14 protein-coding genes are annotated in these 16,946 nt (G+C 57.8%); 3 read left to right on the top strand and 11 right to left on the bottom strand.

The annotated features are described in order from the left end of the window. Positions 1–293: 293 nt before the first annotated feature. From AAFN47_RS08410 to AAFN47_RS08365, 10 genes are all read right to left on the bottom strand, one after another. Entirely contained in the window at positions 294–2,300 is a 2,007-nt protein-coding gene (locus AAFN47_RS08410; RefSeq protein ID WP_499808767.1) for an acetyl/propionyl/methylcrotonyl-CoA carboxylase subunit alpha, read from the bottom strand. An 8-nt stretch (positions 2,301–2,308) separates the two neighbouring features. Further along, positions 2,309–3,916 (bottom strand): carboxyl transferase domain-containing protein, encoded by a 1,608-nt coding sequence (locus tag AAFN47_RS08405; protein ID WP_499808766.1) that lies wholly within the window; start codon positions 3,914–3,916, stop codon positions 2,309–2,311. Between the two features lie 11 nt (positions 3,917–3,927). Beyond that, positions 3,928–5,091 carry an isovaleryl-CoA dehydrogenase gene (locus AAFN47_RS08400; RefSeq protein ID WP_499808765.1) on the bottom strand — a complete coding sequence of 388 codons (1,164 nt, stop codon included), beginning with the start codon at positions 5,089–5,091 and terminating at the stop codon, positions 3,928–3,930. A gap of 3 nt (positions 5,092–5,094) precedes the next feature. Next, entirely contained in the window at positions 5,095–5,694 is a 600-nt protein-coding gene (locus tag AAFN47_RS08395; RefSeq protein WP_499808764.1) for a TetR/AcrR family transcriptional regulator, read from the bottom strand. Between the two features lie 111 nt (positions 5,695–5,805). Then, entirely contained in the window at positions 5,806–6,630 is an 825-nt protein-coding gene (locus AAFN47_RS08390; RefSeq protein ID WP_499808763.1) for an ABC transporter ATP-binding protein, read from the bottom strand. A 70-nt stretch (positions 6,631–6,700) separates the two neighbouring features. Beyond that, positions 6,701–7,990, bottom strand: coding sequence for an ABC transporter substrate-binding protein (locus tag AAFN47_RS08385; protein WP_499808762.1), 1,290 nt, complete (start codon positions 7,988–7,990; stop codon positions 6,701–6,703). A gap of 73 nt (positions 7,991–8,063) precedes the next feature. After that, positions 8,064–9,140, bottom strand: a complete 1,077-nt coding sequence (locus AAFN47_RS08380) for a branched-chain amino acid ABC transporter permease (RefSeq protein ID WP_499808761.1) — start codon at positions 9,138–9,140, stop codon at positions 8,064–8,066. A gap of 12 nt (positions 9,141–9,152) precedes the next feature. Further along, positions 9,153–10,154, bottom strand: coding sequence for a branched-chain amino acid ABC transporter permease (locus tag AAFN47_RS08375; protein WP_499808760.1), 1,002 nt, complete (start codon positions 10,152–10,154; stop codon positions 9,153–9,155). Positions 10,155–10,181: 27 nt separating this feature from the next. Continuing rightward, the gene (locus AAFN47_RS08370) at positions 10,182–10,979 is read right to left on the bottom strand and encodes an ABC transporter ATP-binding protein (protein WP_499808995.1); all 798 of its coding nucleotides are present in this window, start codon (positions 10,977–10,979) and stop codon (positions 10,182–10,184) included. Positions 10,980–11,014: 35 nt separating this feature from the next. Beyond that, positions 11,015–12,994, bottom strand: a complete 1,980-nt coding sequence (locus AAFN47_RS08365; protein WP_499808759.1) for an AMP-dependent synthetase/ligase — start codon at positions 12,992–12,994, stop codon at positions 11,015–11,017. Between the two features lie 283 nt (positions 12,995–13,277). Between AAFN47_RS08365 and AAFN47_RS08360 the strand changes: the two genes are divergently transcribed. The 3 genes from AAFN47_RS08360 to AAFN47_RS08350 all read left to right on the top strand — a co-directional run bounded on the left by AAFN47_RS08360 (position 13,278) and on the right by AAFN47_RS08350 (position 16,086). Then, positions 13,278–14,123, top strand: coding sequence for an alpha/beta hydrolase (locus tag AAFN47_RS08360; protein ID WP_499808758.1), 846 nt, complete (start codon positions 13,278–13,280; stop codon positions 14,121–14,123). Positions 14,124–14,272: 149 nt separating this feature from the next. Continuing rightward, complete coding sequence (locus AAFN47_RS08355) at positions 14,273–14,995, top strand: invasion associated locus B family protein (protein WP_499808757.1); 723 nt, start codon at positions 14,273–14,275, stop codon at positions 14,993–14,995. 260 nt (positions 14,996–15,255) lie between these two features. Then, positions 15,256–16,086: a hypothetical protein gene (locus AAFN47_RS08350; RefSeq protein WP_499808756.1), complete on the top strand. Its 831-nt coding sequence runs from the start codon at positions 15,256–15,258 to the stop codon at positions 16,084–16,086. Positions 16,087–16,150: 64 nt separating this feature from the next. On the opposite strand, the gene AAFN47_RS08345 is transcribed toward AAFN47_RS08350, so the two are convergent. Next, the gene (locus AAFN47_RS08345; RefSeq protein ID WP_499808755.1) at positions 16,151–16,669 is read right to left on the bottom strand and encodes a hypothetical protein; all 519 of its coding nucleotides are present in this window, start codon (positions 16,667–16,669) and stop codon (positions 16,151–16,153) included. Positions 16,670–16,946 lie beyond the last annotated feature (277 nt).

Raw genomic sequence — 16,946 nt, 5'->3', positions numbered from 1 at the left:
CAGCGCGAATCATTTTTTACGCAACAATGCGTTTGCCAATCACAAACTGCTCAATCGACTAAACCTTAACCATATGAAATATATGCACAAAAAAAAGGCTGCATAATTGCAGCCCTAGTCTAGGGAGGAAATTGAAACTGCACACACACCAACTACAGTAAAAAGTCTACGCAAAATACGACATTATGCAACCAGGCAAGCAACTTATAATGTGGATTGGCCTTCAAACAAAAAGATCTTCGTTTGTCTGTGGACAGAAAGTCTAAACAGAAAACTGTTCTTGAAAAATCCACCTAGTCATCGATTTTCGTTTCCAGAATAACCAGAACAACTCCGTCTTTTACCTGACTTCCCTCTGAGACGGTAACTTCAGCCACGATCCCGTCACCCGGCGCCTCCAGGGTCATCTCCATCTTCATCGCTTCCATCACGATTATCGGAGCGCCCAATTGCACCTCATCGCCCTCTGCTACGGTGATCTGCTTGATTATGCCAGGCATCGGAGCGACGAGCCTGTCGCCTGGCGCCTGGACATCATCGTCTGTCGACGCATCTGCCGGGATCTGGAATGTATGGGTCCGACCGCCCATAAAGACGGCCACCGAACCCTTTTCCCGAACACAGTGAAGATTGACCTGGCGATTCCCAAACCCTGCCCGGTAAAGCCCGTCACTGGCGTTGAAGAGCACGAACTCCAGTCCAGCGCTGCTCGTTCGGTCCGATCTGTCTATTGCAGCGGACCAGCGAGCCTGCGAATGCCGATATAGCGTGACCGCGAAATCGACGCCGTCGGCGACAAGATGAACGATCCGCTTCGCGGCCGTCCAGTGGGACCAGGGGCCAATCGTCACAAAGGGGTCGTTGCCGTGCGGCGCGTATCCGACGCCAACAGCCGACAGCGCCGCAAGCGCAAGCATTTCGTCAGAGGCCGGATTAGAGGCCGAGAGCGATGCAATTTCGCGATCAATGAGGCCGGTGTCGACGCCTCCCTGCGCAAATTCCGGGTTGCGGCACAGCCGCCATAAAAATTCGAGATTTGTCGTCGCGCCTGCAATCTCGGTTCTGGCAAGCGCGGCCGCCAGACGACTGAGGGCAATGTTCCGGTTTGGACCGTGGACAATCAGCTTGGCGATCATCGGATCGTAAAACGGCGTGATCTCGTCCCCGGCCCTGACGCCGGAATCGACCCGCGCCGGCTCGCCGGGAAATGAGAGATGCTGCAGGACGCCCGTCGCAGGAAGAAACCCCTTTTGCACATCCTCCGCATAGATCCGGGCCTCGAAAGCCCAGCCGGAAAATTCCAGCTCCCCTTGGCTCATGGGCAGCGGTTCACCGGCGGCGACCCGCAACTGCCATTCGACAAGGTCTAGCCTGGTGATCATCTCGGTCACCGGATGTTCGACCTGGAGCCTTGTGTTCATCTCCATGAAGTAGAAGCGATCGGGGTGCAGTCCATCGCTGGCGTCGACGATAAACTCGACCGTCCCCGCGCCGCTGTAGCCAATGGCTTTGGCCGCCTGCACAGCCGCTTCGCCCATGGCCGTGCGCATCTCGGCTGGCATGCCGGGTGCCGGCGCTTCTTCTATGACCTTCTGGTGCCGGCGTTGCAGCGAGCAGTCGCGCTCGAACAGGTAGACGTGATTTCCATGATCGTCGCCAAAGACCTGCACCTCGATATGACGAGGCGTGGCGACGAATTTCTCGACAAGCACCCGACCGTCGCCAAAGGAAGCTTCCGCTTCGCGTTTCGCGGCTGACAACGCGTCGCCAAACTTCGAAGGGTCGGTAACGAGCCGCATTCCCTTTCCGCCGCCGCCTGCGCGCGCCTTGATCAGCACCGGATAGCCAATTTCGTTCGCCTTGCCGGCCAGCACCACCAGTTCCTGGGTCTCGCCGTGATAGCCGGGAACCACCGGCACGCCGGATTTCTCCATCAGCGTTTTGGCGGCGTCCTTCAGACCCATCGCCCGAATGGCTTCGGCGGACGGTCCGATAAAGACGAGCCCGGCGCGTTCAACCGCGTCCACGAAATCCGGGTTTTCGGACAAAAAGCCGTAGCCCGGATGAATTGCTTCCGCTCCGACGTCGTGCGCAGCCTCGATGATGCGATCGCCGAGCAGATAGCTTTCTGAAGCCGCGGCCGTCCCGATTCGAACCGCCTCGTCCGCCATCGCGACATGCAGAGAAGCCGCATCCGCGTCGGAATAGACGGCGACGGTCGCAATACCCATCTCCCTCGCCGTTCGCATGATCCTGCAGGCGATCTCTCCGCGATTGGCGACAAGTATCTTGGAGAACATGGCCACTCCTACATCCTGAACACGCCGAAGCGCGTATCCTCGATCGCCCGGTTGCGGGTTACCGACAAAGACAGACCAAGCACTTCGCGGGAACGGCAGGGATCGATTATTCCGTCATCCCACAATCGCGCAGACGCATAGAGAGGATGTCCCTGATGCTCGAACTGCTCGATGATCGGCCGTCGGAACTCGGCCTCGTCCTCGGCGCTCCACTCGTCGCCGCCGCGCTCTATTCCTTCCCGCCGCAAGGTTGCGAGAACGCCGGCGGCCTGCTCGCCGCCCATCACGGAGATTCGGCTGTTCGGCCATGACCACAGAAAGCGCGGATCGTAGGCGCGGCCGCACATGCCGTAATTGCCGGCGCCAAAGGATCCGCCAACGATCATCGTGATCTTCGGCGTCGCGGTTGTTGCGACCGCCGTCACCAGTTTCGCGCCGTCCTTGGCGATGCCGCCGGACTCGTATTTCTGACCGACCATGAAACCGGTGATGTTTTGCAGAAACACAAGCGGAATGCCGCGTTGGGAACACAGCTCCACGAAATGCGCGCCTTTCAGCGCCGATTCCGAAAATAGCACCCCGTTGTTGCCGATAATGCCGGTCAGTATTCCGTGGATATGGGCAAAGCCGCAAACCAGGGTCGCGCCGTAACGCGCCTTGAATTCATCGAAGCGGGAGCCATCGACAATCCGGGCGATAACCTCGCGAATATCGTACTGCGTCTTCATGTCCGTCGGCACGATGCCCGCGATTTCCGCGGGGTCATAAAGCGGATCTTCCGGCGCCTGGCCGCTCATTGGTTCTTTGTCGCCGGCGCCCAGATTGGCGACGGCCCGTCGGGCGAGCGCCAGCGCATGCGCGTCGTCCCGCGCCAGATGATCGGCGACGCCGGACAGTCTCGTATGAACATCGCCGCCACCGAGATCTTCCGCTGAAACGATTTCTCCGGTTGCGGCCTTGACCAGAGGTGGCCCCGCGAGGAAGATCGTTCCCTGATTGCGGACAATGATCGTCTCGTCAGACATGGCCGGAACATAGGCCCCGCCAGCCGTGCAGGATCCCATCACGACGGCGATCTGCGCAATGCCGCGCGCCGACATGTTGGCCTGATTGAAGAAGATCCGGCCGAAATGCTCGCGGTCCGGAAACACCTCGTCCTGGTTCGGCAAGTTGGCGCCGCCGCTGTCGACGAGATAGATGCAGGGCAACCGGTTCTCGAGAGCGATCTCCTGCGCCCGCAAATGCTTCTTGACGGTCATCGGAAAATAGGTGCCGCCCTTAACGGTCGCATCGTTGCAGACGATCATCGCGTCCCGGCCCGATACACGGCCGATCCCGGCTATGAGGCCCGCCGAAGATATCTGTTCGCCATACATGTCCCACGCCGCAAATTGTCCGACTTCCAGGAACGGCGAATCGCTGTCGAGAAGCCGTCGAACCCTTTCGCGCGGCAAAAGCTTGCCGCGGGCGACGTGGCGATCCCGCGACTGGTCGCTTCCCCCTTTTTCAATGCACCCCGCGATATCGCGCATTTCGTCCGTCAGCGCTTTCATCCGGGCGCTGTTGGTCCGGAACAGGGTCGAGGACGGGATGATCTGTGACTTGATCTCGGACATGGCTTTCCCGGTCAGGCGGTTTCGGCGAACATTTCGCGACCGATCAGCATGCGTCTGATTTCCGACGTTCCAGCGCCGATCTCATAGAGCTTGGCGTCGCGCAGCAGACGGCCCGTTGAGTATTCGTTGATATATCCGTTGCCGCCGAGCGTCTGGATGGCCTCGAGCGCAACCTGCGTCGCCTTTTCCGCCGCGTAGAGAATGCAGCCGGCCGCGTCCTTTCGCGTGGTCTCGCCGCGATCGCAGGCGCTCGCCACGGCGTAGACATAGGCGCGGCAGGCATTCATTGTCGTATACATGTCAGCAAGCTTGCCCTGCATCAACTGGAACGCGCCAATCGGCGTGTCGAACTGCCGCCGTTCGTGCACATAGGGCATGACGACGTCCATGGCGGCGGCCATGATGCCGACCGGACCACCGGCCAGAACGACGCGCTCGTAATCCAGCCCGGACATCAGAATGCGGACGCCCTGCCCGACTTCGCCCAGAACATTCTCATACGGCACCTCGCAATCCTCGAACACCAGTTCGCAGGTGTTGGAGCCGCGCATGCCCAGCTTGTCGAGTTTCTGGGCCGTGGAAAATCCGCTCATCGATTTTTCGATCAGAAAAGCCGTGATGCCCTTCGGACCAGCGTCCATGTCGGTCTTGGCGTAGACAACCAGTGTGTCCGCGTCCGGACCATTGGTGATCCACATTTTGTTGCCGTTGAGGACGAAGCGGTCGTTTCGCGCCTCTGCCCGCAGCTTCATCGAAACCACATCCGATCCGGCGCCGGACTCGGACATCGCCAGGGCGCCGACATTTTCACCGCTGCACAGCGCAGGCAAGTAGCGTTCCTTCTGCTCTTTCGTGCCCCAGCGATTGATCTGGTTGACACACAGATTGGAGTGGGCGCCGTAGGACAGTCCGACCGAGGCGGACGCGCGAGAAATCTCCTCCATCGCCACGGTATGGGCCAGATATCCCATGCCCGTGCCGCCGTATTCCGGATCAGCCGTCATGCCGAGGAGACCGAGAGATCCGAGTTCGGTCCACAGTTCCATCGGAAACTGGTTGCTGCTGTCGATTTCGGCCGCCTGCGGAGCAATCTTCTCCTGTGCGAAACGATGAACGGTGTCGCGAAGAAGATCAATCTCCTCGCCCAATCCGAACGCCATCCCCGTCGTAAACATCGCCTAAACCTCCTTCAGTCCGACTGTGCCGGATATCATTCCCACGTAAAGCGCCTCGATTTCGCTGAGCGACAATCGGCCGCTGTTCCGATACCAGTTGGTGACGCCGGTCAGCATGGCGATCAGCGCCATAGTCGTCACACGCGGATCGGAAATCTGAAAAGTTCCGTCCGCCACACCGCGTTCGAGGATGTCCTGCAAACCTTTTTCATAGCGCTTGCGAAGAGCTTCGATGTCGCGAAAATTCTGTTCCTCCAGATTGCGGAGCTCCATATAGGAGATAAAGACCTCCTCGCCGCATTGCGTGTGATAGCGAAGATGAAACCGCACAAACGCAACCAGGGCCTCTCCGGCCGGAAGTCCTTCCACCCGTTCCGCCTCCCACGCCGTTAACAGACGCTCCATATGGGAAACGAGCAGATCTCGAAGCAAATGCTGCTTGGTCGGGAAATGATTATAGATAGCGCCGGCCTGCAAATCGATTTGCCGGGCAATCTGCCGCATGGACACCGCCGCATAGCCGTGTCGCGCAAACAGAAGAAGCGCAGTCTGCCGCACCTTGTCGGCAGTTTCCGTTCCAACCGATCCTACCTTGCGCGCCATCAGACCATCCAGACGCACCACAATCGCACGATGCGCATTTAAATAAATGAACGTTCGTTCAATTAATAGCGAGCCGGTTTGCGCAGGTCAACCCCTCCCAACATCCAGCCGCTATGACAGCCAACGCTTGCGCCGCTTGTAATGCTTGACGTCGCGGAAGGACTTTCGGCCTTCTCCGCCAACGCCGAGGTAAAATTCCTTCACGTCCTCATTCTCACGCAGCTCATCCGCCTTTCCGTCGAGAACAATCCGGCCGGATTCCAGGATATAGCCGTAAGTGGCGTATTTGAGCGCGATATTGGTGTTCTGCTCGGCGAGCAAAAACGAGACGCCTTCGTTGCTGTTCAAGCTCTTGACGATCTCGAAAATCTCCTCGACCAGTTGCGGCGCAAGCCCCATCGACGGCTCGTCGAGCAGGATGGTTGAAGGCCGAGACATCAGCGCCCGGCCGATGGCGCACATCTGTTGCTCACCGCCCGAGGTGTAACCAGCCAGCGATTTGCGGCGCTCTTTCAGCCGTGGAAAATAGGTATAGACCATCTCCAGATCGTCCTGGATCTTGGCTCTGCCGTCGCTACGGGTATAGGCGCCGGTCATGAGGTTTTCCTCGATCGTCAGATGGCCGAAGCAATGGCGGCCTTCCATCACCTGAATACATCCCCGTTTCACGAGGTCCGACGGCGACAGTTCCTGTATCTCGTTTCCCTCGAACTGAATATCGCCCTTCGTCACTTCGCCGCGCTCGGCCTTCAGAAGGTTCGATACGGCCTTGAGCGTCGTCGTCTTGCCGGCGCCGTTTGCGCCGAGGATAGCCACAATGCCGCCGCGCGGCACGGTCAGGGAAACACCCTTCAGCACCAGGACCACGTGATTGTAGATGACCTCGATATTGTTGATCCTGAGGATCGGCGCTGTGTCGTCGACTTTCTGAAGCATGGCCTTGCGAGTCCCGCATTGTGTCCGGTAGCGGCCGGCGATTTCTCGCCGGCCGCGGTGTCAGGGGCTGCTAGTTGCAGCGCTCTTCTATGTTGTTTTCCTGCGCATAAGCCGAAGAGTCCTCGGCAATCAGCGGATCGACGATTTCGCGATCAGCCGAAATCCAGTCGGTGATGACCTTCCACTCACCGGCGCTCGCATCCCATTGCTGGATCTTGCCGACGCCTGATCCGCCGTGGTTTTCACAGGAGACCGCGAATTCCGGACCGAATTCCGGAAGACCGAGTTCCGTCATCTTGGCCGCAGTAATCTCCAGGGCCTCCATGCCATCGCGCATCATCGAAGCGTCGATTTGCTTGGTGTCATGGATTTCCTGGGCCTTCTTGGCGGCCTCGACGGCGAGAAGCGCAGCATACATGCCGCGATTGTAGAGGACTTCCTTCGTATGGGTTCCGTCACCGGCAGACTTGCCGGCGTCGTAGACATATTTCTGAAGATCCTCGTAGATCGGATAGTCGCCGCCTGGATTAGCGAGAGCCAGCGCCTTGTAACCGTTGGCGCCGTCGCCGGCAGGCTCGACGTCGTTCTCGGATCCCGACCACCAGATTCCGATGAAGTGATCCATCGGGAAACGGATATTGGCGGCTTCCTGGACGGCGACCGAGTTCATCACGCCCCAGCCCCACATCAGAACATAGTCCGGACGTTCGCGGCGAATCTGCAGCCACTGCGATTTCTGCTCCTGCCCCGGATGATCGACCGGGATAAGCATCAGTTCGAAACCGTGCTTCTTGGAGAGCTCCTCAAGGGTGCGGATCGGCTCCTTGCCGTAGGCGGAGTTGTGATAGACGAGTGCGATTTTCTTACCGCTGAGATCGCCGCCTTCCTGATCCATGATGTGCTTGACGGCGATCGATGCGCCGTCCCAATAGGTGGCCGGATAATTGAACACCCACTTGAACACCTTGCCGTTGGCGGCCGAGGTGCGGCCATAGCCCATGGAGTGCACCGGAATGCCGTCTGCAGTCGCCTTGGGAATGAGCTGGTAGGTGATGCCCGTGGACAACGGCTGATAGATCAGCGCGCCTTCGCCCTTGGTGGATTCATAGCACTCCACGCCCTTTTCTGTGTTGTAGCCGGTTTCGCACTCAACGAGGCGGATCTTCTCGCCGTTGACGCCGCCGTCACGTTCGTTGATCAGCGTCAGATAGTCGGCGTAGCCGTCGGCGAATGGGATGCCGTTCGGCGCGTAGGGGCCGGTTCGGTAGCTGAGCGCCGGGAAAACCAGATCGGCCATCGCCGGCGGGGCACTGACCATGGCGGCAAGCACACCGGCCATGGCGATTTTTGTCAATTTCATGTCTCTCCTCCTGGGGTTTACAGACATTTCGATATTCCCTTCCTCCCGAAAGGAATTCATTCGGCGCGCGCCCCTAATAGGGGAACGGCCATAAACGCAGTTTCTCCTTGGTCAATCGCCAGAGCTGGGCCAGCCCGTGCGGCTCCACGATCAGGAAAAATATGATCAGACCGCCGATCAGCATGATCTGCAGATGAGCGGCGACGTCCGTCGGCCAGCCGAATTGGTTGACCATGATGTTCTTGAAAAGCACCGGCAAAAGCACCAGAAACCCGGCTCCAAGGAAGGAGCCCAGAATCGAGCCCAGACCGCCAATGATCACCATGAAGAGCGCAAGAAACGATTTGTCGATGCCAAAGGCCTCGGTGACTTCCACCGCGCCCAGATAGACCGAGAAGAAAAGCGCTCCGGCCATGCCGATATAGAAGGACGATACGGCGAAAGCGGACAGTTTCGCCCTGAGCGGCGACACGCCGATGATTTCGGCCGCGATATCCATATCCCTGATCGCCATCCAGGAACGTCCCATGCGGCCGCGTGTGAGGTTGCGCGCCACCCAGGCGAACACGAAGACGATTGCCAGACAGAACAGATAGGTCGCCCAAGGCAATGAGTTCGGACCTGTCACCGCTATTCCGAGGATAGTCCGTTCAGGCGCCGTGATCTGCCCCGACGCCGAGTAGTTGTAGAACCAGGGAAACTTGTTGAAGACCCATATCAGGAAGAACTGCGCCGCAAGGGTCGCCACCGCGAGATAGAATCCCTTGATGCGTAGCGAAGGCAGACCGAACAATATTCCGACGCCGGCGGTCACGAATCCTGAAAGCACGACCACGATGAACATGTTGAGGTCGGGAAACGCCGTCATGATCTTGTAGCATGCAAACGCCCCGACGGCCATGAAACCGCCCGTGCCAAGCGACACCTGGCCGCAATAGCCAGTAAGGATGTTCAATCCAAGCGCCGCCAGCGCCCACACGAGGAAGGGCACCAGAACCGCCTTGTTCCAATAGTCGTTGATGAAGAAGGGAACGACGGCGAAGGCCAACACCATCACTGTCCAGAACAGCCAGCGCTCCGACCGGATCGGAAAGGTCTGCTCGTCGGCCCGGTAAGTGGTCTTGAAGTCGCCTGCTTCACGATAGAGCATTGTTCCCTCCCCCTATATCCGCTCAATGATCCGGTCGCCAAACAGGCCCTGCGGTCTGAACAGCAGGAAGGCGAGCGCCACGACATAAGCGAACCAGTTCTCGATGGCGCCACCCACCATCGGCCCAATATAGGCTTCGGCAAGCTTCTCGCCGACCCCGATGATCAGACCACCGACGATGGCGCCCGGTATGGAGGTAAAGCCTCCCAGGATCAGCACCGGCAGAGCCTTGAGCGCAATCAACGACAAGGAGAACTGAACGCCGGATTTTGCCCCCCACATAATGCCTGCGACCAGCGCCACGAACCCGGCGATCGACCAGACGATCACCCAGATCTTGCGCAGCGAAATGCCCACGGACAGAGCCGCCTGATGATCGTCGGCGACGGCGCGTAGCGCCCTGCCGGTAGCGGTGTACTGGCTGAACAGCGATAGGGCCGTCACCAACACCACCGCAATGATCGTCGCGCTGATGTCCAGCTTGTCGATATACATGCCCCAGTAGTCGGCGTCTTCCGGCGCCCAGGCGCGCGTCACGTCTTCCCACCAGAAGGAGCCGCCGGACGGCAAGCCGACATCAAGTGTCTTGACGTCCGATCCCCACATCAAATCGCCGAAACCCTCCAGAAAATAGGCGAGTCCTATCGTCGCCATAAACAGAATGATCGGCTCCTGATTGATCAGATGGTTAAGAACGAATTTTTCGAGAACCCAGGCCAGCGCGATCATCACGACCATGGTCAGCAATATCGCGAGGACGGTCGGCAATCCCGGTCCCCAATTATGGATATCCGTGTCGAAGATCGCATTGATAAGGTGGGAAAATGGCACCTGACCCGTCTGCAGACCGACCAGCGTCAACGCCGCGAAAAGCGCCATGACGCCCTGTGCGAAGTTGAAAATACCGGAGGCCTTGAATATCAGCACAAAGCCGAGGGCGACAAGGGAATACATGATCCCGGCCATCAGACCGTTGATGAAGATCTCGATAAAATTCAGGAACGCGGGGCTCACCTGACTGCTCCTCCTGTCTGGCGCCGGTCAGTCATGGCTGACACCGAGATATGCGTCGATGACATCCTGGTTATTGCGCACCGCGTCCGGCGTTCCATCGCCGATCTTCTGGCCGTAGTCGAGGACCACGACCCGGTCGGAAAGATCCATGACCACGCCCATATCGTGTTCGATCAACGCGATTGTCGTGCCGAACTGCTGGTTCACGTCGAGGATGTAACGGCTCATGTCCTCCTTCTCCTCGAGGTTCATGCCGGCCATCGGCTCGTCGAGAAGCAGAAGCGAGGGTTCGGCGGCAAGCGAGCGCCCGAGTTCGACCCGCTTTTGCAGGCCATACGGCAACCGCCCGACCGGGGTCTTTCGAATATGCTCGATTTCCAGAAAATCGATAATGCGTTCGACAATCTCGCGGTTCTCGATTTCCTCCGTTTCCGCCGGTCCGCGCCACAGAGCCTGCCAGAGCATGTTGCGCTTCATCAACGTGATGCGCCCGGTCATGATGTTGTCGAGAACGCTCATGCCGTGAAACAGAGCGATGTTCTGGAAGGTGCGGGCAATGCCGTGATTGGCGGCTTCGTGCGGTCGCATGCGGCTGCGCTTCTGGCCACGAAAGGTGATCGTGCCCTTTTGCGGATGATAAAATCCGTTGATGACGTTCAGCATAGAGGTTTTGCCAGCGCCGTTGGGGCCGATAATCGCGCGAATTTCGCCCTTCAGGATGTCGAAGGATATGTCTGTGATCGCCTTTACGCCGCCGAATGACAGCGAGATATTGTCGACGACCAGCAGCGGATCGCCTTGTTCGATCCCGTCATCAGGCCGCATGAACCGAAACTCTTGCGTCGGGTGAACATGAACGTTCATTCCGCAGCCTCCTTCGTAAAGCTGGGTGCGTGTTCTTTCATTTCGCGGATCTCCACGGTCGCCGCGATCTTGCCCTTTCGGCCGTCTTCGAAGATCACTTCCGTCTCGACATGCTTGGAGGTCGAGCCGTCGTAAAGCGCCTCGATCAACGGCTCGTAACGTTCCGAAATGAAGGAGCGCCGCACCTTCTGGGTCCGGGTGAGCTCGCCATCATCGGCGTCAAGTTCCTTGTGAAGCACGAGGAAGCGATGGATCTGCGAACCGGCCATCATTTCCTCGGCGGCCAATTCGCGGTTCACCTGATCCACATGATCCTCCATCATCCGGTAGACCTCCGGATGAGCGGCGAGTTCCTGATAGGACCCATAAGAGATATTGTTGCGCTCCGCCCAGCTCGCGACGGACGTGAGGTCGATATTCAGGAAAACCGTGCAATAGGGGCGACCGTCGCCAAAGGCTACGGCTTCCTTGATGTTCGGGAAGAATTTGAGCTTGTTCTCTATGTATTTCGGCGCGAATAGATTGCCGTTGGAGAGCTTGCCGACATCCTTGGCCCGGTCGATGATCTTGAGGTGGCCTTCCTGATCGAAAAAGCCCGCGTCGCCGGTGTGGACCCAGCCCTCTTCCGTCTTGGTCGTGCGGGTCGCCTCGTCATTCTTGTAGTAGCCGAGGAACACGCCAGGAGAGCGGTACAGCACTTCTCCGGAGCTATCGTCGATGCGAATCTCGACATCCGGCGAGGGCCGGCCAACGGTGTCGGCGCGGATCTCCCCATCGGGTTGAGCGGTTATGTAAACAGATGCTTCCGTCTGGCCGTAAAGCTGCTTCAGATTGAGCCCCAGCGCACGATAGAAACGAAAGATTTCCGGACCGATCGCCTCGCCCGCTGTATAGCCGACCTTCAGGCGGCTGAAGCCCATGCGGTTTTTCAGCGGGCCATAAACAAGGATATCTCCGATCCAGTACTTTATCCGGTCCGCCAGCCCCACGGGCTCGCCGTTCAGGATCGGTTCGCCAACCTTGCGCGCATGCGCCATGAAATTGTCGAACATCCGCTTCTTGGTCTTTCCGGCGTCCTCCATGCGCACCATGATCTGTGTCAGCAGGATCTCGAAGACGCGGGGCGGGGCAAAGAAGTAAGTTGGCGCGATCTCCCGCCGGTCTTCCGTCACTGTGTCCGGGCTTTCCGGGCAGCAGACGCAATATCCGGCCGTGTAGGCCTGGGCGTAGGAAAAAATGTGATCGCCGACCCAGGCAAGCGGAAGATAGGCGATCGTCTGTTCATGCTCATCCAGACGATCGAACGCGTTTCCGTTAAGCGCGGAAATCACCAGATTGTCGAAAGAAAGCATCACGCCCTTCGGCCGTCCGGTCGTGCCTGACGTGTAAAGCATGACCGCGAGTTCTGCCCCCTCTCCCCGGTCGATCGCCTGCAACCAGTCGGCGTCGCCGGAGGATTCGAAAATCTCCCCGCCGCGGGCCTGAATGGAATCGATGGAGAACAGATGGTCCTGATCGTAGTCGCGCATGCCGCGGACTTCGTCGTAAAGCACGCGCTGCAGCGAAGTAAGCTTGTCCTGCATGGAAAGAACTTTGTCGACCTGCTCCTGATCCTGACAGATCGCCATGACGACTTCGGCGTGTTCGAGGACGTAGACCATCTCCTCGGCGACTGAATCGGCATAAACAGGCACCGGCACGCCGCCAATCGCCTGTATCGCGCAGAAGGACCAGTAAAGGCGCGGCCGGTTGGAGCCGACAATGGCGACCTTGTCGCCTTTTTTCAGGCCGAGTTCGCGCAGACCCAGCGAAAGCGCCCTGATCTCCACAAAAAGTTCGGCCCAGCTCCAGCTTTGCCAGATGCCGTAGCTTTTATGGCGCATCGCCGTGCGGTCTGCGTATCGCTCTGCATTCAGCACAAGATATTGCGGAAAGGTAACCGGCTTCCGGCCGGCCTTTTGGCCCGACTTTGGCATTACCCCAGATTCTCCTCCCAGTCCGGCCGACTCCTCAATCGACCGATGAAGCTTATAGCCTCAATAGACGCTCAATGATTAATTGAACGCTCGTTTATTTATGCACATTCCCCGAATCTTGCAAGCAGACTTTGGTTGAATGCCCACAGATTCATTTTTATGGAGGCAAGCTATGGAATTTGACCAAACCTGTAAATTGGAATTTGAAAGGCAACTTGAAACGGCCTTCAGAAAGTCAATCTGTCCACTGGACCATTGATCGATCGGCGATAAAGTATATCAAATGACGAAAATCCTGCGAAGCATCATCTACCTTATCGTGATCGCGGTCGTGCTCTACGCAGCGGCGGCAGGCTTCATGTACGCGACACAGCGCGACCATGTATTCACCCCTTCCGGCGTGTTGTCCGATCCGGCGGACAAAGGCCTTGAAGGGGTGATCGTCGAGGATGTGACAATGGCGGACGGCGTTGTGGTGAGGGTGTGGCGCGCAGAGCCCGCGCGACACGATCTGCCGACAGTTCTCTACTTCCAGGGCAATGGGGGAAACATTTCAACCCGCGCGCCGCGTTTCCAACAAATCATGGAAAGTGGGCTTGGTCTTTACGCGCCCGCCTACCGCGGCTATCCCGGCAGCGAAGGGTCGCCCTCGGAAGAAATGTTCATTTCCGACGCGCTTCATCATTTCGACCGCGCGGACGCCATTTCATCCGGCGTCGTTCTCCACGGCGAATCTCTGGGCGCCGGGGTCGCTACCGCCGTAGCGGCTGAGAGAGGCGCGGAAGCGCTCGTCCTTGAAGCTCCGTTTACAGCGACGGTAGACATCGCCGCTGACGCCTATCCCTGGCTTCCGGTCTCGTTCCTCATGAAGGACCAGTTCAGAAGCAGGGACCGTATCATCGACGTGATGGAGCCTGTTCTCATCCTGCACGGGACGGATGACAGAGTGGTTCCGTTTTCTCATGGCCAGGCTCTGTTCGCTCATGCAAATAACCCGAAAGAGTTTGTTGTATTCGATGAAGCCGGACATACGGATTTGTGGAGACTTGGGCTACGCGACCGGATGCTGGAATTTCTCAAAGAACATGATCTGATTGAAAGGTCGAACCTGCCTGTCGGAGATGGTTGACGGCGAGCGATAGAGTTTCATATGCGCCAGGCCTGTATTGGCGACCAGCCGCCCCGTTAATCCTGCGGTTAGATCCATCTATTTGCAACTTGAAGAAAAGTCGGTCCGGATGGTAGGTCTTGCGGACCTTTTCGTATCGTCGAGATCCCATGCGCTTTGCCTTCATCACACTTCTGATTGCTTTGTTGGCCGCCGTTCTTATCGCGATTGTTGTGGTGCCGCCGGGAGATTTGCGCCGTTTCCAGAACCGGGTCGAAGTGATTGTCGCAAATGTCCGGGCCCGGATTGAATCGGCCGGGGGCGGCGATGCGACCACAACCGCTTCCAGTGAAGCCAAAATCGAACCCGCCGCACAAAAGACAGGAATGAGCAGACCCGCGAGTCAAGCGTCGCGGACCACGCAAACGACGCGCACCACCGCGTCTCGCGTCACCCCGGAAAGTCCCGCGGAAATTCGGGTTGGCCAACCGATCGGCGCCTGGGATTACAGTTGCACGGACGAACCTGCATCCGCCAGACAGTGCAGCATCAGCCAGAGCATAACGGAAGGCGCCAACGGTTCGCTTGCCTTTGCCTGGACGATTACCGCCGATCCTGAAGGCAATATGAGCGCTGTGTGGCGAACACGCACCGGCGTGAAGGTCAGCCGCGGCATCATCATCGAAGCGGGAACCCCGAAACCCATTGTCCTGCCTTTTGAGGATTGCACGCCCCGCTTCTGCCTGTCCCGCGCCAACCTGGCTCCCGATTTCGTGACAACGCTGAAATCGGCGACGTCAGCCAGCGCAACGATCACATCGGTCAATGGCGCGCAGATGACGTTCCAGATCGACACGGACGGTCTTGCAGACGGATTGACGCTGCTGCAATAACAAGCGCATTCATCGCGTTGCAGCAGTTAGCCCTCGCACGACAGGATTGGCCGACCCCGTGGCGGCGGATTCCGGGATTGCGCCGCTCTTCCCGCACGTTCGGCATGGCAAATCAGAATTCACAGTATTCGAATAAATTTTTACTAAATATATACTTATAAAATATCCGCCAATGGCTTGTTTATATTACTTAGTCGTTTGCGAATTCTAATGAATTACCTTAAGTGTACAGCCGACATTGTTTGTCAGGGCGCACATTCATGACCACATTTCTGACCATTGCAATCGCCATCGCAAGCTACTTGTTGGCATTGACAGCCGCGCTGCACATTCTCGCACGGCTGGGACCTTCGGGCCGCAAGATCCTCGACGCGCTCTCCAAGGCGCCCGCGCTCGATGGCGTGATCGTCGCCTATCAGATTCTGCCGCTTGCCGCCGGCGCGATCCTTGGCGGTTGGGCAGGACTGGCCGGCGCGCTTGCCGGTTGCCTGATCGCCTATTTTGTATGGGTGATCGCGCACGAGTATCACCATCGGGATGTCATCAGAAACAAGCCGCGTATTGTCACAACCTTGAATCGCATCGTCGGCAGCAGCTTCCGTCAGCAGACCGCCCTTTGGACGACGACGCTGGCGTTTCCGGCCTTTTGGCTGATCCGTCTCGCGGAGATCATCGTTTATCCTGTCCTTATCTGGGGCATCAATCTGCCGCCTTACAAATCCGGAGACTGGGTGGCGATCAGCCGCCACAAGTTCGAGGGCCTGGTGGGGCACGATCGCCTGTGGTGTCTTTACTGCGACTGGATGACGGGGGTCTATTCGCTCGGCGCGGAAATGCTGCGCAATCTGGAATCCTTCTGGTGCCCGATCAAGTTTCAGTCGGGTTCGAAATGCGCCAACTGCAAGCTCGATTTTCCCGATATCGAAAAGGGCTGGATACCGCATGACGGATCAATGGAAGATGTCGTAGGGCTGCTCGAAAAAAAATATGGGAATGCAGAATCAAACCGTTGGTTCGGTCACGAGGACCGGAAAAAGAACGAAAACGCCGTTTGCGAGCTTGCAAATTCAAAAGAAAAAGTGACCTCGTAACCTGGAGGACTGGAAAAGGCGCCCGAAATCGGACGCCAATTCCTGGATGAGCATCATCCAAGTCTTAACGCATGGACAGCGCGATACGGCAGAGTTCAACTGTTGTGGAATCGTGCCGCCCTGGGTACTGCACAATGCTGTGACAGCGTTTGCGCAATTTTATGCGGTCGCCGTAACTCATGGAGGCGACCGAGGCTGCGACCGATTGCGCCCCTCCACCGGAACCACCGTTTCCTCCGGCGCCGGATCCTGTTCCCGAGCCGGTTCCAGTGCCGCCAACGCCGACGCCGGCGCCCACCCCGGCGCTAGCATCACCGGCGCCAACGCCCGCGCCAACACCCGAAGTGCCTACTCCAGCGGCTGCGCCAACTCCGGCGCTCGCATCACCGACGCCAGCGCCAACGCCAGCACCAGAAGAACCGACGCCCGCGCCAACGCCTGCACTGGCTCCAACGCCACCCACGCCGACGCCTGCGCCTACACCGGCGCCAACTTGAGCGAGCGCGGATCCGGGTACAGCACACAATGTGATGATTGCGACTGCGGACAGCATACGATTAATGTATATTCCACTAGTAATCATTCTTTTCTCCTTCCAGTTTTAATTTAGTTTCTTATATTTATATATATAAAATACTATTTTTTCATTGCATAAAAGTATTCATAGTTCATAAAATCTTTTGTATGTTTCTATGCACAAAAGAGCGCATGGTTACTTGATATAACGAAACTAAAACCGGAAAAGTTGCAAAGGTTAAAATTCTTTTCATAGTAGTTGTAATTGCGATCAGAAATTTTCCAGATGCAACACTACAACGCCGGGGCCGGCGCGCGTCATCCGCTGAAGCCTATTCATTTGC

This window comes from Hoeflea sp. CAU 1731 (genome assembly GCF_039888615.1).
In the GTDB taxonomy this organism is placed as follows: Bacteria; Pseudomonadota; Alphaproteobacteria; order Rhizobiales; family Rhizobiaceae; genus Flavimaribacter.
This window is presented reverse-complemented; position numbering and strand designations above follow the sequence as displayed.